Source organism: Nocardioides sp. cx-169, from assembly GCF_021083605.1.
GTDB lineage: Bacteria > Actinomycetota > Actinomycetes > Propionibacteriales > Nocardioidaceae > Nocardioides.
The window spans coordinates 114,742-135,214 of sequence record NZ_JAJNRO010000016.1; the positions used below are offsets into that span (position 1 = coordinate 114,742).

Sequence of the window (20,473 nt, forward strand, 5' to 3'; positions counted from 1 at the left end):
TGACATGCCTCGTAGCCTGAAGAAGGGCCCCTTCGTCGACGACCACCTTCAGAAGAAGGTGGACGCCGAGAACGCCAAGGGCAGCCACAACGTGATCAAGACCTGGTCGCGCCGCTCGATGATCGTGCCCGACATGATCGGCCACACCATCGCCGTGCACGACGGGCGCAAGCACGTCCCGGTGTTCGTGACCGACGCGATGGTCGGCCACAAGCTGGGCGAGTTCGCGCCCACCCGCACCTACCGCGGGCACGTCAAGGACGACCGGAAGGGACGCCGCCGATGAGCACCACCGAACGCCACCGCGTCAGCGCGCGGCGCGAGTCGCTGCTCGGCGACCAGCCCGGTGCCTTCGCCAGTGCCCGCTTCGTGCGGATCACGCCGATGAAGGCCCGCCGAGTCGTGGACCTGGTCCGCGGCATGCCGGTCGACGACGCGCTCTCCCTGCTGCAGTTCGCGCCGCAGGCCGCCTCGGAGACCGTCTACAAGGTGCTCGAGAGCGCCGTCGCCAACGCCGGCACCACCGAGGGCCTGGACACCCACGACCTCGTCGTGTCGGTCGCCCAGGTCGACGAGGGTCCGACGATGAAGCGCTGGCGCCCCCGTGCCCAGGGCCGGGCGACGCGGATCAACAAGCGCACGAGCCACATCACCCTGGCGGTCCAGCCCGCCGATGTGGTCGCGGCCGGCAAGAAGAAGCGGACCCAGAAGAACGGAAAGGGCGCCTGATGGGCCAGAAAATCAACCCGAACGGCTTCCGGCTCGGTATCTCCACGGACCACAAGTCCCGTTGGTACGCCGACAAGCTGTACAAGGCGTACGTCGGCGAGGACGTCGCGATCCGCAAGCTGCTCTCCAAGGGCATGGAGCGGGCCGGCATCTCCAAGGTCGAGATCGAGCGCACCCGTGACCGCGTCCGCGTGGACATCCACACGGCCCGCCCGGGCATCGTCATCGGTCGCCGCGGCGCCGAGGCCGACCGCATCCGCGGCGAGCTCGAGAAGCTCACCGGCAAGCAGGTCCAGCTGAACATCCTCGAGGTGAAGAACCCCGAGGTCGACGCTCAGCTGGTCGCGCAGGGTGTGGCCGAGCAGCTCTCCGGTCGTGTGCAGTTCCGCCGCGCCATGAAGAAGGCGATGCAGACCTCGATGCGCTCCGGTGCCAAGGGCATCCGGATCCAGTGCTCGGGTCGACTCAACGGCGCGGAGATGTCGCGCACGGAGTTCTACCGCGAGGGTCGCGTCCCGCTGCACACGCTGCGTGCCGACATCGACTATGGCTTCTACGAGGCCAAGACCACCTTCGGCCGCATCGGCGTGAAGGTCTGGATCTACAAGGGCGAGGTCGCCGGCACCCGTGCCGAGCGTCAGGCCCAGGCTGCCGCCCGCGCCGGTGTCCCCGGTCGCGGTGGCGCCGGTGGCCGCCCCACCCGTGGTGGCGAGCGCCCGAGCCGTGGCACGCGTCCGACCCGCTCGGACCGCGAGTCCGCGCCGGCCGCGACCGAGGCCCCGGCCGAGGCTGCTGCGTCCGCCGCTCCCGCCGAGGGCGCCGCTGCGTCCGGAACGGAGTCCTGAGCCATGTTGATGCCCCGTCGTGTCAAGCACCGCAAGCAGCACCACCCCAACCGGCGTGGTGCGGCCAAGGGCGGCACCACCCTCGCGTTCGGCGAGTTCGGGATCCAGGCGATCGAGGGTCACTACGTGACCAACCGGCAGATCGAGTCGGCTCGTATCGCGATGACCCGTCACATCAAGCGAGGCGGCAAGGTGTGGATCAACATCTACCCCGACCGCCCGCTGACCAAGAAGCCCGCCGAGACCCGCATGGGCTCGGGCAAGGGCTCCCCGGAGTGGTGGATCGCCAACGTGAAGCCCGGCCGTGTCATGTTCGAACTTTCCGGCGTCGATGAGGCAACCGCTCGCGAGGCCATGCGCCGCGCGATGCACAAGCTGCCGATGAAGTGCCGGTTCATCTCGCGAGAGGCGGGTGAATTCTGATGGCTCAGGGACTGAAGGCCCACGAGCTCGACGAGCTCAACGCGGTCGACCTCGAGGCGAGGCTCCGCGAGTGCAAGGAAGAGCTGTTCAACCTGCGCTTCCAGGCGGCCACCGGCCAGCTGGAGAGCCACGGCCGGCTCAACACGGTCAAGAAGGACATCGCCCGGATCTACACCGTGGTGCGCGAGCGCGAGCTCGGCATCCGGTCCACCCCGGGATCTGACAAGGAAGAGGCGTCCGCATGAGCGAGCAGCCCACGACCGCCACGACGGCGGCGCGCAACGCGCGCAAGACCCGTGAGGGCCTGGTCGTCAGCGACAAGATGGACAAGACCGTGGTCGTGTCCGTCGAGGACCGCGTCAAGCACGCGCTGTACGGCAAGGTCCTGCGCCGTACGAGCAAGCTCAAGGCGCACGACGAGGCCAATGAGTGCGGCATCGGCGACCGCGTCCTCATCATGGAGACGCGCCCGCTGTCGGCCACCAAGCGCTGGCGCGTCGTCAAGATCCTCGAGAAGGCCAAGTAACCCTCCGGGCCCTGTGGCCCGCAACTGACAACCGTTCGGCAAGGCTCGCCGCCCAGGCGGCGAGAACCGGCTCGACAAGGAGAGACTGATGATCCAGCAGGAGTCGCGACTCAAGGTCGCCGACAACACCGGTGCGAAGGAGATCCTTTGCATCCGTGTGCTCGGAGGCTCGGGTCGACGCTACGCGGGTATCGGCGACGTCATCGTCGCCACCGTGAAGGACGCGATCCCCGGTGGCAACGTGAAGAAGGGTGACGTCGTCAAGGCAGTCATCGTTCGCACCGTCAAGGAGCGCCGTCGTCCCGACGGTTCCTACATCCGCTTCGACGAGAACGCCGCCGTGATCCTCAAGGCCGACGGCGAGCCCCGCGGCACCCGCATCTTCGGCCCCGTGGGCCGCGAGCTGCGCGACAAGAAGTTCATGAAGATCATCTCGCTGGCGCCGGAGGTGCTCTGAGTCATGGCCAAGGACAAGAAGACCGTGAACCTGAAGAAGGGCGACACCGTCAAGGTGATCGCCGGCAAGGACAAGGGCGCCGAGGGCAAGATCATCAAGGTGCTCCGTGAGGAGCAGCGGGTGATCGTCGAGGGTGTCAACCGGATCAAGAAGCACACCAAGGTCGTCAACCAGGGCGGTCGCGCCGGCACCACCGGCGGGATCATCACGACCGAGGCCCCGATCCACGTCTCCAACGTCATGCTCGTCGAGGGCGACGGCGTGACCCGGATCGGCTTCCGCCGCGACGAGGTCACCAAGCGCCGCCCGGACGGGTCGACGTACTCCTCGACGCGCAGCGTCCGCATCTCGCGCAAGACCGGCAAGGAAATCTGATGAGCACCGAAACGACCGAGGCGACCGAGAAGGTCACGCCCCGTCTCAAGACCCGCTACCGCGAGGAGATCCTTCCCGCGCTGCAGTCGGAGTTCGAGATCAAGAACGTCATGCAGGTGCCCGGCCTGACCAAGATCGTGGTCAACATGGGTGTCGGCGAGGCGGCTCGTGACTCGAAGCTGATCGAAGGCGCCGTCAAGGACCTCACCGCGATCACCGGCCAGAAGCCGCTGGTGACCAAGGCCCGCAAGTCCATCGCGCAGTTCAAGCTCCGCGAGGGCATGCCGATCGGTGCGCACACCACGCTGCGCGGCGACCGGATGTGGGAGTTCCTGGACCGCCTCCTGTCGCTGGCGCTCCCGCGCATCCGTGACTTCCGCGGCCTCTCGCCCAAGCAGTTCGACGGCAAGGGCAACTACACGTTCGGCCTGACCGAGCAGGTCATGTTCCACGAGATCGACCAGGACAAGGTCGACCGTCAGCGGGGCATGGACATCACGATCGTCACCACCGCCACCAACGACGAGGAAGGCCGCGCGCTGCTCAAGCAGCTCGGCTTCCCCTTCAAGGAGAACTGACATGGCAAAGACCGCGCTCAAGGTCAAGGCCGCCCGCAAGCCGAAGTTCGCGGTGCGGGGCTACACCCGCTGCCAGCGCTGCGGCCGCCCCAAGGCCGTCTACCGGAAGTTCGGCCTGTGCCGGATCTGCCTGCGCGAGATGGCGCACCGCGGCGAGCTGCCCGGCGTCACCAAGTCCTCCTGGTAACACCACCCACAACCGCTGAAGGTCCTGCCGAAGATGTCGGTGGGAAACCACAGGAAGAAAGGGCCATCCGGCCATGACGATGACTGACCCGATCGCAGACATGCTGACCCGTCTGCGCAACGCCAACCAGGCGTACCACGACGCGGTGACCATGCCCTACAGCAAGCTCAAGCAGGGCGTCGCCGAGATCCTCAAGCAGGAGGGCTACATCACGTCGTTCGACGTGAAGGAGCCCGCCGAGGGGGAGGTCGGCCGCACGCTGACCATCACGCTCAAGTACGGCCGCAACCGCGAGCGCTCGATCGCCGGCGTCCGCCGCATCAGCAAGCCCGGTCTGCGGGTCTACGCCAAGCACACGGGCCTCCCGAAGGTGCTCGGCGGCCTGGGCGTCGCGATCATCTCGACCAGCCAGGGCCTGCTGACCGACCGCCAGGCAAACCAGAAGGGCGTGGGTGGGGAAGTCCTCGCCTACGTCTGGTAACGACGAGACCGAGAAGGAGTACAACAGCATGTCGCGCATTGGCAAGCTCCCCATCCCGGTCCCGTCCGGCGTGGACGTGGCCATCAACGACTCCCTGGTGACCGTCAAGGGGCCGAAGGGCACCCTGTCGCACACCGTCGCCGCGCCGATCACGGTCGAGCGCAACGACGGCGTCCTGGACGTCAAGCGCCCCAACGACGAGCGTGAGAGCCGTTCTCTGCACGGCCTGACGCGCACCCTGATCGCCAACATGGTCCAGGGCGTCACCGAGGGCTACGAGAAGAAGCTCGAGATCGTGGGCGTGGGCTACCGCGTCCTGTCGAAGGGCCCCACGCAGCTGGAGTTCCAGCTCGGCTACTCGCACGTGATCGTGTTCGATGCCCCCGCGGGCATCACGTTCAACGTCGAGAGCCAGACCAAGCTGGGCGTGGCCGGAATCGACAAGCAGCTCGTCGGAGAGGTCGCGGCCAACATCCGCAAGCTCCGCAAGCCCGAGCCCTACAAGGGCAAGGGTGTTCGTTACGCCGGCGAGCAGATCCGCCGCAAGGTCGGAAAGGCTGGTAAGTGACATGGCGATCTCCCTGAAGCACAACAAGCACACCGCCGCGCGCACCAAGTCGCGGCTGCGTCGTCAAGTCCGGGGGCGCAAGCGCATCTCCGGCACCGCCGAGCGCCCGCGCCTGGTCGTCACGCGTTCGTCCAAGCACATCACCGTGCAGGTCGTGGACGACCTGGTCGGCAAGACGCTGGCCTACGCCTCCACCATGGAGGGCGACCTGCGCTCGTTCGACGGTGACAAGACTGCCAAGGCCAAGAAGGTGGGCGAGCTCGTTGCCGAGCGCGCCAAGGCTGCCGGTGTCGACGGAGTGGTCTTCGACCGCGCCGGGAACAAGTACCACGGACGCATCGCGGCCCTCGCCGACGGTGCTCGCGCTGGAGGCTTGACCTTCTGATGGCCAGCTACAAGCAAGAGAAGAGGAAAGACTCATGAGCGGAGCCCAGCGCGGACAGCGCGGCGGCGAGCGCCAGGGCGGTGGCCGAGGCGGACGCGACGGTGGTCGTGGCCAGGGTGCCGACAAGAACACCTACATCGAGCGCGTCGTCGCGATCAACCGTGTCGCCAAGGTCGTGAAGGGTGGTCGTCGCTTCAGCTTCACCGCCCTCGTGATCGTCGGCGACGGTGACGGCATGGTCGGCGTCGGCTACGGCAAGGCCAAGGAGGTCCCCGCGGCGATCGCGAAGGGCGTCGAGGAGGCCAAGAAGGCCTTCTTCCGCGTCCCCCGCATCCAGGGGACCATCCCGCACCCGGTCCAAGGTGAGAAGGCGGCCGGTGTGGTCTTCTTGCGCCCCGCCTCTCCCGGTACCGGCGTCATCGCCGGTGGCCCGGTGCGTGCGGTGCTCGAGTGCGCCGGCATCCACGACGTGCTCAGCAAGTCGCTGGGTTCGTCGAACCAGATCAACATCGTGCACGCGACGGTCGAGGCCCTGCGGATGCTCGAGGAGCCCGAGGCCGTGGCCGCACGTCGCGGCCTCGCGGTTGAGGACGTCGCTCCGGCGGCCCTGCTGCGCGCCAAGGCCGAGGGCATCGCCCAGGCGGCCGACGTCGCGGCGGCGGGGAGGTCCTGATGGCACAGCTCAAGGTCCAGCAGAAGAAGTCCACGATCGGCTGCAAGGCGAACCAGCGCGAGACCCTGCGTACGCTCGGTCTCAAGCGGATCGGCGACACGGTCGTCAAGGAGGACCGCCCGGAGATCCGGGGCATGGTCCACACCGTCCGTCACTTGGTGACGGTCGAGCGAATCGACGGAGGCGAGTGACGCTATGACGCTCAAGCTTCATCACCTGCGCCCGGCCCCCGGCGCCAAGAAGGCCAAGACCCGCGTGGGTCGCGGTGAGGGCTCCAAGGGCAAGACCTCGGGTCGTGGCACCAAGGGCACCAAGGCCCGCTACCAGGTCCCGGCCGCCTTCGAGGGTGGCCAGATGCCGATCCACATGCGGCTCCCCAAGCTGAAGGGGTTCAAGAACCCGTTCAAGGTGGAGTTCCAGGTCGTCAACCTCGACCGGATCAACGAGCTGTTCCCCGAGGGTGGCAGCGTCACCGTCGACCAGCTCGTCGACCGCGGCGCGGTCCGCAAGGGCCAGCCGGTCAAGGTCCTCGGCCAGGGCGACATCTCGGTCAAGGTCGACGTGAGCGCCAACGCGTTCTCCGCCTCGGCCAAGGACAAGATCGAGGCTGCGGGCGGCACCGCCACCCTGGTCTGACCCGCTCCACCTCGCGACACGCAGGGGCGCCGCCTTCCACTCCTCCGGGAGTCGGGGTGGCGCCCCTCGTGCGCGGAGCAGGACCCACCGGGGTGCCTGTTAGGCTTCCACGGGCCCTGGCGCACCTCACACGGTGCGCCGGTCGAGGACACCGGGGGCCGCCACCAGCTTGGAGAAAGAGGATGTCGTGCTCAGCGCGTTCGTGAACGCTTTCCGAACCCCCGACCTGCGGCGCAAGCTGCTGTTCGTCCTGCTGGTGATCGTGATCTTCCGGGCCGGTTCCCAGATCCCCGCCCCCGGCGTCGACTTCGGCAACGTCCAGGACTGCCTTGGCGACGACGCGAACAGCCAGGGCGTCTACGGCCTGATCAACCTGTTCTCCGGTGGCGCGCTCCTACAGCTGACGATCTTCGCGCTGGGGATCATGCCGTACATCACCGCCAGCATCATCCTTCAGCTGCTCGTCGTGGTCATCCCGCGGCTCGAAGCGCTGAAGAAGGAGGGGCAGTCGGGCCAGACGAAGATCACGCAGTACACGCGCTACCTGACTCTCGGCCTCGCGCTGCTCCAGGCGACCGGGATCGTGGCCCTGGCCCGCTCACGCAACCTGCTTCAGGGCTGCCCCGAACCGCTCCTGCACAACGAGGACACCCAGACCTTCCTGGTCATGGTCATCACCATGACCGCCGGCACGGCCGTCATCATGTGGCTCGGCGAGCTCATCACCGACCGCGGGGTCGGCAACGGCATGTCCATCCTGATCTTCTGCCAGGTCGTGGCGACCTTCCCGGCCGCCCTCTGGCAGGTCAAGGTCAGCCAGGGCTGGTGGATCTTCGGGATCGTAATCGCCGTCGGGCTCGTGGTGGTCGCCGCGGTCATCTTCATCGAGCAGGCGCAACGGCGGATCCCCGTCCAGTACGCACGCCGCATGGTGGGTCGCAAGATGTTCGGCGGGAGCTCGACCTACATCCCGCTCAAGGTGAACCAGGCCGGCATCATCCCGGTCATCTTCGCCTCGTCGCTGCTCTACCTGCCGGCGATGGCCGTGCAGTTCAACCAGAACAGCCAGTCGGAGTGGGTCCAGTTCGTCAGCAAGTACTTCGTCACGGGCGGTCACCCGATCTACATGGCGACGTTCTTCGCGCTCATCGTCTTCTTCACCTACTTCTACGTGTCGATCACCTTCAACCCGACCGAGGTGGCCGACAACATGAAGAAGTACGGCGGCTTCATCCCGGGTATCCGTGCCGGGAAGCCGACCGAGGACTACCTGTCCTACGTCCTGGCCCGCATCACCCTGCCGGGCGCCCTCTACCTGGGCCTGATCTCGTTGATCCCGCTCATCGCACTGGTGCTCATCGACGCCAACCAGAACTTCCCGTTCGGAGGCACGTCGATCCTGATCATGGTCGGGGTCGCCCTCGACACCGTGAAGCAGATCGAGAGCCAGCTGCAGCAGCGCAACTACGAGGGATTCCTGCGGTAGGGCCCGCCTCGGCGCACCCGCACCGACGCGCTGCGCAACTGCACCGTGCGGCATGAGAAAATATGCCAGCACCAGGCCACGACAAGGAGATCCGCCGGTTATGCGACTCATCATGATGGGCCCCCCGGGCGCCGGCAAGGGCACCCAGGCGAAGTTCGTCGCCGACCACTTCAAGATCCCCGCCATCTCCACGGGTGACATCTTCCGCGCCAACGTCAGCCAGGGCACCGAGCTGGGCCTGAAGGCCAAGCAGTACATGGATGCCGGGGACTACGTCCCTGACGAGGTCACCAACCTCATGGTCCGCAACCGGATCGACGAGGCAGACGCGGTGTCCGGCTTCCTGCTCGACGGCTACCCGCGCACGCTCTCGCAGGTCGAGGAGCTCGACGGGATGATCAAGTTCACCGGCCACGAGCTCGACGCCGTCGTGGCGCTGACGGTGGACCAGGACGAGATCGTGCAACGGCTGCTGCAGCGCGCCAAGGTCGAGGGCCGCGCCGACGACACCGAGGACGTCATCCGCAAGCGCCAGGAGCTCTACGTCGAGCAGACCGAGCCGCTGATCGAGGTCTACCGCGGCCGCGGCATCCTGATCGAGCTCAACGGCATGGGTGAGGTCAGCGAGGTCACGCAGCGGATCTTCGACGCCCTGGACGAGATCCCCCAGAGCTGACGTCGCTCGTGGGACTGTTCGACCGCGGCATCGAAATCAAGTCGCCGGACCAGGTCGACGCGATGCGCCGCGCCGGCCTCGTGGTGGGCGCCACGCTGGAGCTGATGCGCGCCAGCGTCCGCGCCGGCATCACCACCGCGGAGCTGGACGCGATCGCGGAGGACCACATCCGCTCCTCCGGCGCCGTGCCGTCCTTCCAGGGCTACCAGGGCTTCCCAGCGAGCATCTGCGCCTCGGTGAACGACGAGGTCGTCCATGGCATCCCGGGACCACGGGTGCTCGCCGAAGGTGACCTGGTCTCGATCGACTGCGGCGCCATCGTCGACGGTTGGCACGGTGACGCGGCCGTCACCGTCGCCGTCGGCCCGGTCACCGACGACCTCAGCGCGCTCATGCGGGTGACCGAGGAGGCGATGTGGCGCGGGATCGCAGCCGCGCGCCCGGGCGGTCGCGTCACCGACATCTCCTACGCCGTCGAGCAGCACGTCCGCTCCGCCGGCGCCTACGGCATCCTGGAGGACTACACCGGCCACGGGATCGGCAGCCAGATGCACCAGCCCCCCGATGTACCCAACTACGGTCGGGCCGGCCGGGGCGCCAAGCTGGTCGAGGGCCTCGCGCTGGCCGTCGAGCCCATGGTGACCCTCGGGACCAAGGACAGCGTGCTGCTCGACGACGACTGGACCGTCGTGACGGCCGACGGCAGCTGGGCCGCCCACTTCGAGCACACATTCACCCTGACCGACCGCGGCACCTGGGTCCTGACCGCGCTCGACGGCGGCGAGGAGATGCTGCGCCAACTCGGTGTCCCCTTCGGGGGCCGCTGACGGGTCGCCCACGGTCCGTCGGAGGCACCGGTCAGCCGGAGACTTCCCGATCGTGGTGGCGGGCGAGTTCGCGGGCCCGTCTGCGGCGTGGGAGGATGGGGTACGTAGGAGGGGAGTATTCCTTTCGCTGCGGTGTCGTCAGCACGACCAGCGTCTCGGCGCGGTCCGGGGCCGTGGGTCGCTTGCGAGCGGCGGAAGAGACCTCTGGGCTTTCCCTGTCCCCTCATCCCTGGAGTCACCTGTGGACGTTTCCACCCTCGAATGGACCATCACGATCGGGGTCACGGTCGCCGTGCTCCTCTTCGACGTCGTCGTGATCGCCCGTCACCCGCACGAGCCGACGATGCGCGAGTGCGCGGTCGCCCTGACCTTCTACCTCGGCGCGGCCGTCGCGTTCGGGGTGTGGACGCTGTTCTTCCACGGTCACAACTACGGGGTGGAGTTCTTCGCCGGCTGGCTGACCGAGTACAGCCTCTCGATGGACAACCTGTTCGTGTTCATCATCTTGATGGCGGCCTTGAAGGTGCCGCGGGAGCTGCAGCAGGAAGCCCTGATGGTGGGCATCATCCTGGCCCTGATCTTCCGGGGGATCTTCATCGCGCTGGGCTACCAGCTCATCGAGAACTTCTCCTTCGTCTTCTACGTGTTCGGCGCCTTCCTCGTCTACACCGCCTACACGCTGGTGAAGAGCTACCGCTCCCATGAGGACGAGCACCCGGAGGAGAACGCCCTGGTGAAGTTCGCGCAGAGCCACCTCAACGTCGGCGACCAGTGGCACGGCCTGAAGCTCTGGTACCGCGAGAACGGCGCGCGCGTCGTGTCCCCGATGCTGATCGTCATCATCGCGCTCGGCAGCACCGACATCCTGTTCGCGCTCGACTCGATCCCGGCGATCTTCGGCATCACCCAGGAGCCGTACCTGGTCTTCGCCGCCAACGTCTTCGCGCTGATGGGCCTTCGCCAGCTGTACTTCCTGCTCGGCGGGCTGCTCCAGCGCCTGGTCTACCTGTCGCTGGGCCTGTCCTTCATCCTCGCGTTCATCGGCGTCAAGCTCGTGCTGCACGCCCTTCACGAGAACGAGCTGCCCTTCATCAACGGCGGCGAGCACGTCTCCGTCCCGGAGATCTCGTCGCTGCTGAGCCTCGGGGTGATCCTGGTGACGCTGGTGCTCACCGCGGTGGCCAGCCTGGTCAAGGACAAGCGCAACGCGGAGGCCGAGAGCGGCGCCGCCTGACATCCGGACGGCGGTGGGCCGGGCGGAATGATCCCCCGCGCCCACACGTTGACCAGGGTGATGTCGACCAACATGCCTGCCCTGTCCGTGCTCGACCTGGTGCCGGTGCGCAGTGACCAGACGACCGGGGACGCGATCGCCGCGACCCTGGCCCTGGCGCGCGTCGCCGACGAGTCGGGCTACCGCCGCTTCTGGCTCGCCGAGCACCACAACATGCCCGCTGTCGCCGCGACCAACCCACCGGTCCTGATCTCGATGGTCGCCTCGGCCACCTCGCGGATCAAGGTCGGCTCCGGCGGGGTGATGCTGCCCAACCACGCGCCGTTGGTGGTCGCCGAGCAGTTCGCGCTCCTCGAGGCGGCGTTCCCCGGTCGGATCGACCTCGGCATCGGCCGGGCGCCCGGGACCGACCCGGTGACGTCCTGGGCGCTGCGACACGGCGCAGGGGGAGTGACCGACGAGGCCGTGTCGCTCTTCCCCGAGTACGTCGACAACGTGCTGGCCATGATGGAGCCCGGAGGGGTCGGGCTGGCCGTGCAGGGCCGCAGGCACGTGCTGCGCGCGACTCCCACGGCGACCTCCGTGCCCCAGATCTGGCTGCTCGGCTCCTCGGACTACTCCGCCCGGCTGGCGGCGGAGAAGGGGATGCCGTACGTGTTCGCGCACCACTTCTCCGGCGAGGGCACCCGCGAGGCGGTCGCGCTGTACCGCTCCCGCTTCGTCCCCTCGCCCGAGCTGGCCGAGCCGCGCACCTTCCTGACCGTCAACGCTGCGGTGGCCGAGACCACCGAGGAGGCCCGGCGACTCGCCCTGCCCCAGCTGCTCCAGATGGTCGCCCTGCGCACCGGCCAGCCGCTGACTCCCCAGCGCACGGTCGAGGAGGCCGAGCGCGACGGGGTGCCCGAGGCGCATCGCCCCCTGGTGGAGGCCATGGCGGCCCGCTGGATCATCGGGGGAGCCGAGGAGGCGCGTGCCCGGGTGACGGAGCTCGCGCGGACCTACGGCGTCGACGAGGTCATGGTCAACCCCGTGGCCGGTGCCGTCGCCGGCACCGACTCCGCCTCGAGCCCCGCCCGGGAGGAGACGCTCCGGCTGCTGGCGAAGTAGACCGCCGGATTCGTGTTTCCGCGTGGTTATCTCGTAAACTGGCGTGTCGGCCCAACGTGGGTCTGTGCTGCGGCGCCTCGCGGCTGCCCGGAACGTGCCAGTGACTCTCGCAAGAGGGGCTCGGACATGCTCCGGTCTGAGGCTCCGAGGGACGATCCTACGAGGTCCACCGGTCACCCGACCGGAGGTTCCCGGGCCGGACGGTAGAGACACGAAGCGACATCCAGACAACAGATTGTGGAGGACATGCCGAAGAAAGAAGGCGTGATCGAGCTCGAGGGGACCATCACCGAGGCCCTCCCCAACGCCATGTTCCGCGTCGAGCTGAGCAACGGCCACAAGGTGCTCGCCCACATCAGCGGCAAGATGCGCCAGCACTACATCCGGATCCTCCCCGAGGACCGCGTGGTGGTGGAGCTCTCGCCGTACGACCTCACCCGGGGTCGCATCGTCTACCGCTACAAATAAGCAAGCAGCCGACCGAGCGAGAAAGGGCTGACATGAAGGTCAACCCGAGCGTCAAGCCGATCTGTGACAAGTGCAAGGTGATCCGTCGCCACGGACGCGTCATGGTGATCTGCGCGAACCCGCGCCACAAGCAGCGCCAGGGCTGAGCCTCGGCTCACCCCCGCTGGACAACTGAAGAACCCATCAACGTGAACGCTTAGCCCAGCACCACAGCACCATCGTGGGAGGGCGAACCACCTCCGGAGCAGAAGGCCGGGGCCCCGTCGAGAGGCGGGGGCGCGTCACGATCGAAACCTCTGTGAATCACCGAAGGGCACTCGTCCTTCAAGAAAGGGCCATCATGGCACGCCTTGTTGGTGTCGACCTCCCGCGCGACAAGCGCATCGAGATCGCACTCACCTACATCTACGGCATCGGCCGTACCCGTTCCCAGCAGCTGCTCGCACTCACCGGGGTCGACCCCAACCTGCGCGTGCACCAGATGGGTGACGAAGAGCTGGTCAAGCTCCGCGACGCGATCGAGGGCAACTTCAAGATCGAGGGCGACCTCCGTCGAGAGGTCCAGGCCGACATCCGTCGCAAGATCGAGATCGGCAGCTACCAGGGTCGCCGCCACCGTCAGGGCCTCCCGGTCCGCGGTCAGCGCACCAAGACCAACGCCCGCACCCGCAAGGGTCCGAAGCGCACGGTTGCCGGCAAGAAGAAGGCCAAGTGACCGGTCGCGTCCGCGCGCCTCACTGCCTTCCCAACTCACAGACCAGCTAACACAGGAGTAACTGCATGCCTCCCAAGGCTCGTGCGGCCGGGGCCAAGAAGGTCCGCCGCAAGGAGAAGAAGAACATCGCTCAGGGCGAAGCCCACATCAAGAGCACGTTCAACAACACGATCGTCACGATCACCGACCCCACGGGTGCGGTCATCTCGTGGGCCTCTGCCGGCACCGTCGGCTTCAAGGGCTCACGCAAGTCCACGCCGTACGCCGCGCAGATGGCTGCGGAGGCCGCCGGCCGTCGCGCGATGGACCACGGCATGAAGAAGATCGACGTCTTCGTCAAGGGCCCGGGCTCGGGTCGCGAGACGGCGATCCGGTCGCTGGGTGCCATCGGCCTCGAGGTCGGCACCATCCAGGACGTCACGCCCACCCCCCACAACGGTTGCCGCCCGCCCAAGCGCCGGCGCGTCTGACCCGAGACTGAGAAAGAGAGACTGACCCATGGCCCGTTACACCGGACCCATGACCCGGAAGTCGCGCCGTCTCGGTGTCGACCTCGTCGGCGGCGACGCAGCATTCGAGAAGCGTCCCTACCCTCCGGGCCAGCACGGCCGCGCCCGGATCAAGGAGAGCGAGTACCGCTCCCAGCTGCAGGAGAAGCAGAAGGCCCGCTTCACCTACGGCGTGATGGAGAAGCAGTTCCTGAACTACTACAAGGAGGCCTCGCGCCGTTCCGGCAAGACCGGTGACAACCTCCTGCAGCTCCTCGAGTGCCGCCTGGACAACGTGATCTACCGCGGTGGGTTCGCCCGCACGCGTCGTCACGCCCGCCAGCTGGTGTCGCACGGACACTTCCTGGTCAACGGCAAGAAGGTCGACATCCCGTCCTTCCAGGTCTCGGCCTACGACATCATCGACGTGCGCGAGAAGTCGCTCGAGATGACGCCGTTCATCGTGGCCCGCGAGACCTTCGGCGAGCGGATCGTGCCGGCCTGGCTGCAGACGCTGCCCGACCGCATGCGGATCCTGGTCCACCAGGTCCCCGTGCGCGCGCAGATCGACATGCCGATCCAGGAGCAGCTCATCGTGGAGTACTACTCCAAGAAGTGAACGCATCGGTGGCCGGGCCCAGCCCGGCCACCGATCGCACGTACGTCGCCGCCGTCAACACGCAAATGTTCGGATCCGTCATATAGCGGGTGGGTCCGGAAAGGAAAGAATCAGTGCTCATCGCACAGCGTCCCTCACTGTCGGAAGAGTCCGTCGACGAGTTCCGTTCGCGGTTCGTCATCGAGCCGCTGGAGCCGGGCTTCGGCTACACGCTCGGTAACTCGCTCCGGCGCACCCTCCTGTCGTCGATCCCCGGTGCCTCGGTCACGAGCATCAAGGTCGACACCGTCCTGCACGAGTTCTCGACGATCGAGGGCGTCAAGGAGGACGTCACCGAGATCATCTTGAACCTGAAGGGCCTGGTCGTCTCCTCGGAGCACGACGAGCCCGTCACCATGTACCTGCGCAAGTCGGGCGCCGGTGCCGTCACCGCCGCTGACATCGCGCCCCCGGCCGGCGTCGAGGTGCACAACCCCGACCTGGTCATCGCCACCCTGTCCGACAAGGGCAAGCTGGAGATGGAGCTGGTCGTCGAGCGCGGCCGCGGCTACGTCTCGGCTGTCCAGAACAAGGGCGCCGACAACGAGATCGGCCGCATGCCGGTCGACTCGATCTACAGCCCCGTGCTGAAGGTGACCTACAAGGTCGAGGCCACCCGTGTCGAGCAGCGCACCGACTTCGACAAGCTGGTCATTGACGTCGAGACCAAGCCCTCGATCCTGCCGCGCGACGCCATCGCGTCGGCCGGCAAGACGCTGGTCGAGCTCTTCGGCCTGGCGCGTGAGCTCAACGTCGAGGCCGAGGGCATCGACATCGGCCCCTCGCCCGTCGACGAGCAGCTGGCCGCCGACCTCGCCCTCCCGGTCGAGGACCTGCAGCTGACCGTGCGCTCGTACAACTGCCTCAAGCGTGAGGGCATCCACACCGTGGGCGAGCTCATCTCGCGCTCGGAGCAGGACCTGCTCGACATCCGCAACTTCGGCGCCAAGTCCATCGACGAGGTCAAGGCCAAGCTGGTCGAGATGGGTCTGTCCCTCAAGGACAGCGCGCCCGGCTTCGACCCGCACGCCGCCCTGGCGGCGTACGGCGACGACGACGACGACGCCTTCGTCGAGGACGAGCAGTACTGACCCACCGCTGACCCGTCAGAGACTTTCTGACGGGTCAGCGCCTCAGCAGCACCCGCCCTCTACCCCGGTACCTGACACGGCCGGGGAGAATCGAGAAGAAGAGCAATGCCCAAGCCCACCAAGGGACCCCGCCTCGGCGGCAGCCCGGCCCACCAGCGCCTGATCCTGTCGAACCTGGCGACCCAGCTGTTCCAGCACGGCCGCATCACCACGACGGAGGCCAAGGCCCGCGCGCTGCGCCCGCACGCGGAGAAGTTGATCACGAAGGCGAAGAAGGGCGACCTCCACAACCGCCGCATGGTCCTCAAGACCATCCGCGACAAGGGCGTCGTGCACACCCTCTTCACCGAGATCGCGCCGACCTTCGCCGAGCGCCCGGGCGGCTACACCCGGATCACCAAGCTCAACCCCCGCAAGGGCGACAACGCCCCCATGGCGGTCATCGAGCTCGTGACCGAGGCGTACTCGCCCACCGCGCCGAAGGCGACGAAGTCCGCCCCGGCGAAGACGGCCGCCCCCGCCGAGGAGGCCCCGGTCGAGGAGACCGAGACCACCACCGACGAGGCCACCACCGACGAGGCGCCCACCGAGCTCGCCGAGGAGGCGTCGCCCGAGGAGAGCGTCGTCGCCGAGGAGGAGCCCACCGAGGACGAGGCCCCCAAGGCCTGATCCCACCGCTTCACCGCTGACCCGTCAGAAACTCTCTGACGGGTCAGTGTCATTTCCGGGCAGTTGGTGACGGATCAGCCGTGGTGGTGGTGCCTCAGGCGGGGAGGACCGTGGCGGGGTCGACGCTGCGGGGAGCGCCGCCGGAGCGGACCAGGTCGTGGGTGGCGCGTTGGATCGCCTCATTGACCGGTGTCGGTGCGCCGTGCAGCCGGCCGAGCAGCACGATCTCGCCGGCGAGATAGTCGATCTCCACGCCGCGGCCGCCGCGCACGACGCTCTGCCAGGTCGAGCCGCCCTCGCCGACGGGCAGCTGCTGGCGACGCGCCAGCAGATCGCCGCGGCGCTCGCGGTCCTCCTCATCGGAGACGACGGGGACGCCGGCGCGCCGCAGCACCTGCTCGCCCTCCTCGCGGGCCCGGCGCGCCAGGTCGTCGGCGGCCGGGCCCGGCGTGCACACCGCGCCGACGCCGTTGCCGAGGTTCATCAGCAGCTTGCGGTGCTTCCAGGCCATGATGTCGGGCCGGGCGACCGACTCGAAGCCGCCGCGGCGCAGGTCGGCGGCGATCGCCTCGGCGCGGGCGTCCACCCCACCGGCCGCCGGGCCCAGGTCGAGGATCCCGGGGCGATAGCACTTCTGCACCACGACGCCCGGCTCCAGGTGGGTCGCGGGCAGCATCACGCACACGCCGTAGGTCGCCGCGTAGCGGCGCAGCACGGTGAGCTCGTTGGCCACCCCGTTCTGCACGCAGGCGATGGTCACGTCGGCCGGCGCGTGGGCCCTCAGGTCGTCCAGCGCGGACTGCGTCTGGTGCCCCTTGACGCACAGGAGCACGACGGTGTCGTCGGTCCAGGCGACGTCGGCGGCGGTCTCGGCCGCGGGTGCGTCGACGCGGTGGCGGCCGTCGGCACGGTCCAGCACCAGCCCGTCGGCCTGGATCCGCGCGAGGTGCTCCCCGCGGGCTACCAGCGTGACCGGGACCCCCGCCAGGTGGAGGTTCCCGCCGATGACCCCACCCACGGCACCTGTTCCGTACACGACGTAGCGCATGTCGACCTTCATACCGGAGGCAACCTTTGACAGGGTCCACCGGGTAGGACAGGACATGAGAGCAACGAACGCTGAGTCTCACGACCTGGCGCACGGGGAACGGGGTGGTGGGGTGGCCGCGGCCGAATTCGACGAGTTCGTCGTCGCGCGCTCCACGAGCCTGCTCCGTACGGCGTACCTCCTCACCCACGACCACGCGCTGGCCGAGGACCTCCTGCAGACGGCGCTGAGCAAGGCCTGGTTCTCGTGGAGCCGTATCGACGGCAACCCCGAGCCCTACGTGCGCCGGATCCTGGTCAACACCTACGCGACGTGGTGGCGGCGCAAGTGGAACGGCGAGCTCGCCACCGACGCGCTGCCCGAGCGAGGGCACGCCGACGCGAGCGACGCGGTCAGCGCGGGCCACGACCTGTGGCAGGCGATGGAGCGGCTGCCGCGCCGCCAGCGCGTCGTGGTCGTGCTGCGCTACTTCGAGGACCTCACGGAGGCGCAGACCGCCGAGCAGATGGACTGCTCGGTCGGCACGGTCAAGAGCCAGCTCAGCAAGGCCCTCGCAAAGCTGCGGATCGATCCCGCGCTCGCCACCACCGACGGGAAGGCGCTGTGATGGACGGCATCGACGAGCTCCGCTCGACCCTCGACCGGCACGCCGTCGAGCTCGTGGACCACGACCTCGACGGACGGGTCGGCTCCGTGCGGCGCCGCATCGGCGCGGCACGCCGGCAGCGGCGCGCCGCGGCCGCCGGCGGGGTGGCGCTCACCCTCGCGGCGGCAGGCGCCGTGGCGCTGCTGCCCGAGTGGGGCGCGCCGAGCGCTCCGGAGCCGGCGTCGGTCGCCGGCGTCGAGGTGCCGACCACGATGAGGGCGCTCGGCTACACCTTCGAGTACCGCGACGGCGTCGAGGGTGACGATCGCGTGACCATCGACCTCGCGCCCTCGGACCAGCCGCGGCTGGTCTCCTGGGGCACCTCCGACAGCAACGACCACGTCGAGATCACCGAGGGGCGGCAGGTCACGAGCTACACCGTGCCCGACTTCTCCGACTACGTGTGGGTCGACCCCGGCGAGGAGGTCTCGCTGACCGTGGCCGGCTCCGACGAGGTCGGCCTGGCGGTCTACGAGCTCACCGACGACGAGCCGGACGGTGTGTCGGGCGACGGGGTCACCTTCCGCAAGCAGGTCGCAGGCGACCTCCTCCTGGGCGCCACGATCGGGGAGCCGGGGGAGTCCGAGGTGTCGGTCGGCTTGCAGGCTGCCGGGAAGGCGGTCGACTACCGGTACTTCTGCGCCCACGGGCCGCAGGACGCCACCCTGCACGTCGACGACGGCAGCGGCGAGGTGACCCAGGGCCGCTGTGGGGACGAGGCGCCCTTCGATCCCGCCGGCGGGGGCGGCGTCAGCGTCGTCAACGACCGCGACGAGGTGACAGTGCGCCTGTGGGTGACCGACGGCCCGGACGGCCCGCGGCTCGACAGCGACGAGGTGGTGCTCGGGCTGGGGGTCTACGACCGGGGTGTCTCGCAGCGGGTCACCGGCCTACCCGTCCCCGAGCTCATCGAGTACGACGGCCACGTCTGGCGGGCCTCCGAGCACGTCCCGTCGGACCTGGGTGGCCGGTCGGTGAGCGTGGACGGCGACGGCGACCCGGCGCGCCCGGTGCTGGCGGTGGGCTACCACGCCGCGGGTGAGGCGACCGTGGTGACGGAGCACAACGTCACCGGGGAGGGCCTCCGCTCCCAGGGGATCGGCGAAGTGAGGGACGCGGTGATCGGGCTGCTCTCTGCGCCCAGCGACACGGCGACGATGCGGGTGGAGGGCGACGTCCCGGACGACGCCCGCCTGCTGATCGTCCTGTTCGAGCAGGTCGACTAGTCCGAGGACCAGGCGTCGGCGAGGAGCCGCTGCGCCTGGGCGAGCGTGACGCCGGCACGACGGGCGGCCGCGGCCAGTGCGGCCGCGGCCGCCCCGACGTCCGCCGGCGCGGCCGGGGCGGCGATGAACGTGCCGCGCCGGCCCTCGGTGATGATGATGCCGTCGGCCTCGAGCTCGCGGTAGGCGCGGGCGACGGTGTTGACCGCGATCCCGAGCTCGGCGGCGAGCGCGCGGACCGTCGGCAGCCGGCTTCCGGCCGGCAGATCACCGGACGCGGCGCCCGCGGCCACCTGCCTGCGCAGCTGCTCGAACGGCGGCTCGGGCAGTGACGGGTCGAGGGCGAGGTCCGGCATGCGGGGAAGGTATCGCAGGAGATGGTGGGCGCAGTGGTAGGCATGGGCAGGTGAACCCCTACGCCCTGGTGGTCGGCGAGTCCCTGGTCGACGTGGTCCTCGAGCCGGACGGGAGCCGGACCGAGCGGCCCGGCGGCAGCGCCGCCAACGTGGCGGTGGCGCTGGCCCGGCTGGGACGGCCGGTGCGGTTGGCGACCAGCTTCGCCGACGACGAGCGCGGGCGGACGGTCGCCGCGCACCTCGAGCGGGACGGCGTCGTCCTCGCGACCGACCCGTACGCCGTCGCGCGGACGTCGTCGGCGCAGGCGACGATCGCAGGGGACGGCTCGGCGTCGTACGTCTTCGATCTCGACTGGCGGCTGAACCCGGTGGGCGCGGAGCACCCCCGTTTCGTGCACGTCTGCTCGATCGGCGCCGTGCTGGAGCCCGGGGCCGACGACGTGCTCGCCCTGCTGGGGCGATTGAGGGGTCCGACCATCACCTACGACATCAACGCTCGCCCCGCCATCACCGGCACCGGTCCGGAGGTCGTCGACCGCGTGGAGCAGGTGGTGGCGGCCTCCCACCTGGTCAAGGCCAGCGACGAGGACCTCGAGGCGCTGTATCCCGGCCGCTCCCTACGGGACGCGGCCGCACATCTGCTCGGGCTCGGTCCCCGCGCCGTCGCCGTCACCCGTGGCGGCGACGGCGCGACCTGGCTCGACGCCGACGGCCTCCGCGAGGTGGCGGCCCCGCGGGTCGAGGTCGCCGACACCATCGCAGCCGGGGACACCTTCTCCGCCGCGATCCTCGACGCGCTCTGGGACGACGCCGACCGCGACCCGGCCGAGGTGCTCGCCCACGCGGTGCGCGCCGCCGCCGTCACCGTGTCGCGCCCCGGCGCCGACCCGCCGTACCGCCACGAGCTGGGCTGAGCGT

The 20,473-nt window shown here is 68.8% G+C and carries 33 protein-coding genes; 31 read left to right on the forward strand and 2 right to left on the reverse strand.

All coding sequences use genetic code 11. The features are described from left to right. Nucleotides 1-4 precede the first annotated feature (4 nt). The 28 genes from rpsS (at nucleotide 5) to rplQ (ending at nucleotide 16,282) form a co-directional block, all read left to right on the forward strand. Nucleotides 5-286 (forward strand): 30S ribosomal protein S19, encoded by a 282-nt coding sequence (gene rpsS / locus LRP67_RS19095; protein ID WP_231243376.1) that lies wholly within the window; start codon nucleotides 5-7, stop codon nucleotides 284-286. After that, nucleotides 283-729 carry a 50S ribosomal protein L22 gene (gene rplV, locus LRP67_RS19100; protein ID WP_231271733.1) on the forward strand — a complete coding sequence of 149 codons (447 nt, stop codon included), beginning with the start codon at nucleotides 283-285 and terminating at the stop codon, nucleotides 727-729. The genes rpsS and rplV overlap by 4 nt, the downstream gene beginning before the upstream one ends. Then, nucleotides 729-1,574 (forward strand): 30S ribosomal protein S3, encoded by an 846-nt coding sequence (gene rpsC, locus LRP67_RS19105; RefSeq protein ID WP_231271734.1) that lies wholly within the window; start codon nucleotides 729-731, stop codon nucleotides 1,572-1,574. Before rplV ends, rpsC begins: the two co-directional genes overlap by 1 nt. Nucleotides 1,575-1,577: 3 nt before the next feature. Beyond that, the gene (gene rplP / locus LRP67_RS19110) at nucleotides 1,578-1,997 is read left to right on the forward strand and encodes a 50S ribosomal protein L16 (protein WP_231271735.1); all 420 of its coding nucleotides are present in this window, start codon (nucleotides 1,578-1,580) and stop codon (nucleotides 1,995-1,997) included. Next, nucleotides 1,997-2,242 carry a 50S ribosomal protein L29 gene (rpmC, locus tag LRP67_RS19115; RefSeq protein WP_231243380.1) on the forward strand — a complete coding sequence of 82 codons (246 nt, stop codon included), beginning with the start codon at nucleotides 1,997-1,999 and terminating at the stop codon, nucleotides 2,240-2,242. The genes rplP and rpmC overlap by 1 nt, the downstream gene beginning before the upstream one ends. Continuing rightward, entirely contained in the window at nucleotides 2,239-2,523 is a 285-nt protein-coding gene (gene rpsQ / locus LRP67_RS19120) for a 30S ribosomal protein S17 (RefSeq protein ID WP_231271736.1), read from the forward strand. Before rpmC ends, rpsQ begins: the two co-directional genes overlap by 4 nt. 88 nt (nucleotides 2,524-2,611) lie before the next feature. Beyond that, complete coding sequence (gene rplN / locus LRP67_RS19125; protein ID WP_231243382.1) at nucleotides 2,612-2,980, forward strand: 50S ribosomal protein L14; 369 nt, start codon at nucleotides 2,612-2,614, stop codon at nucleotides 2,978-2,980. A 3-nt stretch (nucleotides 2,981-2,983) separates the two neighbouring features. Beyond that, nucleotides 2,984-3,355 carry a 50S ribosomal protein L24 gene (rplX, locus tag LRP67_RS19130; RefSeq protein WP_231243383.1) on the forward strand — a complete coding sequence of 124 codons (372 nt, stop codon included), beginning with the start codon at nucleotides 2,984-2,986 and terminating at the stop codon, nucleotides 3,353-3,355. Further along, nucleotides 3,355-3,933 carry a 50S ribosomal protein L5 gene (gene rplE, locus LRP67_RS19135; protein WP_231243384.1) on the forward strand — a complete coding sequence of 193 codons (579 nt, stop codon included), beginning with the start codon at nucleotides 3,355-3,357 and terminating at the stop codon, nucleotides 3,931-3,933. Before rplX ends, rplE begins: the two co-directional genes overlap by 1 nt. Nucleotide 3,934: 1 nt before the next feature. Beyond that, nucleotides 3,935-4,120, forward strand: coding sequence for a type Z 30S ribosomal protein S14 (locus LRP67_RS19140; RefSeq protein ID WP_011757321.1), 186 nt, complete (start codon nucleotides 3,935-3,937; stop codon nucleotides 4,118-4,120). A gap of 73 nt (nucleotides 4,121-4,193) precedes the next feature. Further along, the gene (gene rpsH, locus LRP67_RS19145; protein ID WP_091025724.1) at nucleotides 4,194-4,601 is read left to right on the forward strand and encodes a 30S ribosomal protein S8; all 408 of its coding nucleotides are present in this window, start codon (nucleotides 4,194-4,196) and stop codon (nucleotides 4,599-4,601) included. 28 nt (nucleotides 4,602-4,629) lie between these two features. Next, the gene (gene rplF / locus LRP67_RS19150) at nucleotides 4,630-5,169 is read left to right on the forward strand and encodes a 50S ribosomal protein L6 (RefSeq protein WP_231243385.1); all 540 of its coding nucleotides are present in this window, start codon (nucleotides 4,630-4,632) and stop codon (nucleotides 5,167-5,169) included. A gap of 1 nt (nucleotide 5,170) precedes the next feature. Next, a complete protein-coding gene (gene rplR / locus LRP67_RS19155; protein WP_231271737.1) occupies nucleotides 5,171-5,554 on the forward strand; it encodes a 50S ribosomal protein L18 in 384 nt (127 codons plus the stop codon). Between the two features lie 34 nt (nucleotides 5,555-5,588). Beyond that, nucleotides 5,589-6,227, forward strand: a complete 639-nt coding sequence (rpsE, locus tag LRP67_RS19160) for a 30S ribosomal protein S5 (RefSeq protein ID WP_231243387.1) — start codon at nucleotides 5,589-5,591, stop codon at nucleotides 6,225-6,227. After that, a complete protein-coding gene (gene rpmD / locus LRP67_RS19165; RefSeq protein WP_231243388.1) occupies nucleotides 6,227-6,418 on the forward strand; it encodes a 50S ribosomal protein L30 in 192 nt (63 codons plus the stop codon). The genes rpsE and rpmD overlap by 1 nt, the downstream gene beginning before the upstream one ends. Before the next feature lie 4 nt (nucleotides 6,419-6,422). Next, nucleotides 6,423-6,863 (forward strand): 50S ribosomal protein L15, encoded by a 441-nt coding sequence (gene rplO, locus LRP67_RS19170; protein WP_231271738.1) that lies wholly within the window; start codon nucleotides 6,423-6,425, stop codon nucleotides 6,861-6,863. A 187-nt stretch (nucleotides 6,864-7,050) separates the two neighbouring features. Then, nucleotides 7,051-8,349 carry a preprotein translocase subunit SecY gene (secY, locus tag LRP67_RS19175; RefSeq protein WP_231271739.1) on the forward strand — a complete coding sequence of 433 codons (1,299 nt, stop codon included), beginning with the start codon at nucleotides 7,051-7,053 and terminating at the stop codon, nucleotides 8,347-8,349. Nucleotides 8,350-8,449: 100 nt separating this feature from the next. Beyond that, a complete protein-coding gene (locus tag LRP67_RS19180; protein WP_231271740.1) occupies nucleotides 8,450-9,025 on the forward strand; it encodes an adenylate kinase in 576 nt (191 codons plus the stop codon). A gap of 8 nt (nucleotides 9,026-9,033) precedes the next feature. Next, complete coding sequence (map, locus tag LRP67_RS19185; protein ID WP_308189791.1) at nucleotides 9,034-9,852, forward strand: type I methionyl aminopeptidase; 819 nt, start codon at nucleotides 9,034-9,036, stop codon at nucleotides 9,850-9,852. A 241-nt stretch (nucleotides 9,853-10,093) separates the two neighbouring features. Next, nucleotides 10,094-11,086: a TerC family protein gene (locus LRP67_RS19190; protein ID WP_231271741.1), complete on the forward strand. Its 993-nt coding sequence runs from the start codon at nucleotides 10,094-10,096 to the stop codon at nucleotides 11,084-11,086. 72 nt (nucleotides 11,087-11,158) lie between these two features. Further along, a complete protein-coding gene (locus LRP67_RS19195; protein WP_231271742.1) occupies nucleotides 11,159-12,193 on the forward strand; it encodes an LLM class flavin-dependent oxidoreductase in 1,035 nt (344 codons plus the stop codon). Between the two features lie 246 nt (nucleotides 12,194-12,439). After that, the gene (gene infA / locus LRP67_RS19200; RefSeq protein WP_026145687.1) at nucleotides 12,440-12,661 is read left to right on the forward strand and encodes a translation initiation factor IF-1; all 222 of its coding nucleotides are present in this window, start codon (nucleotides 12,440-12,442) and stop codon (nucleotides 12,659-12,661) included. A gap of 32 nt (nucleotides 12,662-12,693) precedes the next feature. Further along, entirely contained in the window at nucleotides 12,694-12,807 is a 114-nt protein-coding gene (rpmJ, locus tag LRP67_RS19205) for a 50S ribosomal protein L36 (RefSeq protein WP_137756603.1), read from the forward strand. Nucleotides 12,808-13,001: 194 nt separating this feature from the next. Continuing rightward, nucleotides 13,002-13,376, forward strand: coding sequence for a 30S ribosomal protein S13 (gene rpsM, locus LRP67_RS19210; RefSeq protein WP_231243394.1), 375 nt, complete (start codon nucleotides 13,002-13,004; stop codon nucleotides 13,374-13,376). A gap of 65 nt (nucleotides 13,377-13,441) precedes the next feature. Then, the gene (gene rpsK, locus LRP67_RS19215) at nucleotides 13,442-13,846 is read left to right on the forward strand and encodes a 30S ribosomal protein S11 (protein ID WP_091025736.1); all 405 of its coding nucleotides are present in this window, start codon (nucleotides 13,442-13,444) and stop codon (nucleotides 13,844-13,846) included. A gap of 28 nt (nucleotides 13,847-13,874) precedes the next feature. Beyond that, on the forward strand, nucleotides 13,875-14,483 hold the full coding sequence (gene rpsD, locus LRP67_RS19220; protein ID WP_231243395.1) for a 30S ribosomal protein S4: 609 nt from the start codon (nucleotides 13,875-13,877) through the stop codon (nucleotides 14,481-14,483). Between the two features lie 113 nt (nucleotides 14,484-14,596). Next, nucleotides 14,597-15,613: a DNA-directed RNA polymerase subunit alpha gene (locus tag LRP67_RS19225; protein ID WP_231271743.1), complete on the forward strand. Its 1,017-nt coding sequence runs from the start codon at nucleotides 14,597-14,599 to the stop codon at nucleotides 15,611-15,613. Nucleotides 15,614-15,718: 105 nt separating this feature from the next. After that, on the forward strand, nucleotides 15,719-16,282 hold the full coding sequence (gene rplQ, locus LRP67_RS19230; protein WP_231271744.1) for a 50S ribosomal protein L17: 564 nt from the start codon (nucleotides 15,719-15,721) through the stop codon (nucleotides 16,280-16,282). A 94-nt stretch (nucleotides 16,283-16,376) separates the two neighbouring features. Here the strand turns inward: rplQ and LRP67_RS19235 are convergent, their stop codons facing one another. After that, complete coding sequence (locus tag LRP67_RS19235) at nucleotides 16,377-17,342, reverse strand: ketopantoate reductase family protein (protein WP_231271745.1); 966 nt, start codon at nucleotides 17,340-17,342, stop codon at nucleotides 16,377-16,379. Nucleotides 17,343-17,442: 100 nt separating this feature from the next. Between LRP67_RS19235 and LRP67_RS19240 the strand changes: the two genes are divergently transcribed. Together LRP67_RS19240 and LRP67_RS19245 are read left to right on the forward strand one after the other, a co-directional pair. Next, entirely contained in the window at nucleotides 17,443-17,937 is a 495-nt protein-coding gene (locus tag LRP67_RS19240) for a SigE family RNA polymerase sigma factor (RefSeq protein WP_308189793.1), read from the forward strand. Further along, nucleotides 17,937-19,202, forward strand: coding sequence for a hypothetical protein (locus LRP67_RS19245; RefSeq protein ID WP_231271747.1), 1,266 nt, complete (start codon nucleotides 17,937-17,939; stop codon nucleotides 19,200-19,202). Before LRP67_RS19240 ends, LRP67_RS19245 begins: the two co-directional genes overlap by 1 nt. Here LRP67_RS19245 and LRP67_RS19250 read toward each other — a convergent pair. Continuing rightward, nucleotides 19,199-19,555 (reverse strand): GntR family transcriptional regulator, encoded by a 357-nt coding sequence (locus LRP67_RS19250; protein ID WP_231271748.1) that lies wholly within the window; start codon nucleotides 19,553-19,555, stop codon nucleotides 19,199-19,201. The two genes, LRP67_RS19245 and LRP67_RS19250, sit on opposite strands and share 4 nt — an antisense overlap. Before the next feature lie 50 nt (nucleotides 19,556-19,605). Between LRP67_RS19250 and LRP67_RS19255 the strand changes: the two genes are divergently transcribed. Then, nucleotides 19,606-20,469 carry a carbohydrate kinase gene (locus LRP67_RS19255; RefSeq protein WP_231271749.1) on the forward strand — a complete coding sequence of 288 codons (864 nt, stop codon included), beginning with the start codon at nucleotides 19,606-19,608 and terminating at the stop codon, nucleotides 20,467-20,469. Nucleotides 20,470-20,473 lie beyond the last annotated feature (4 nt).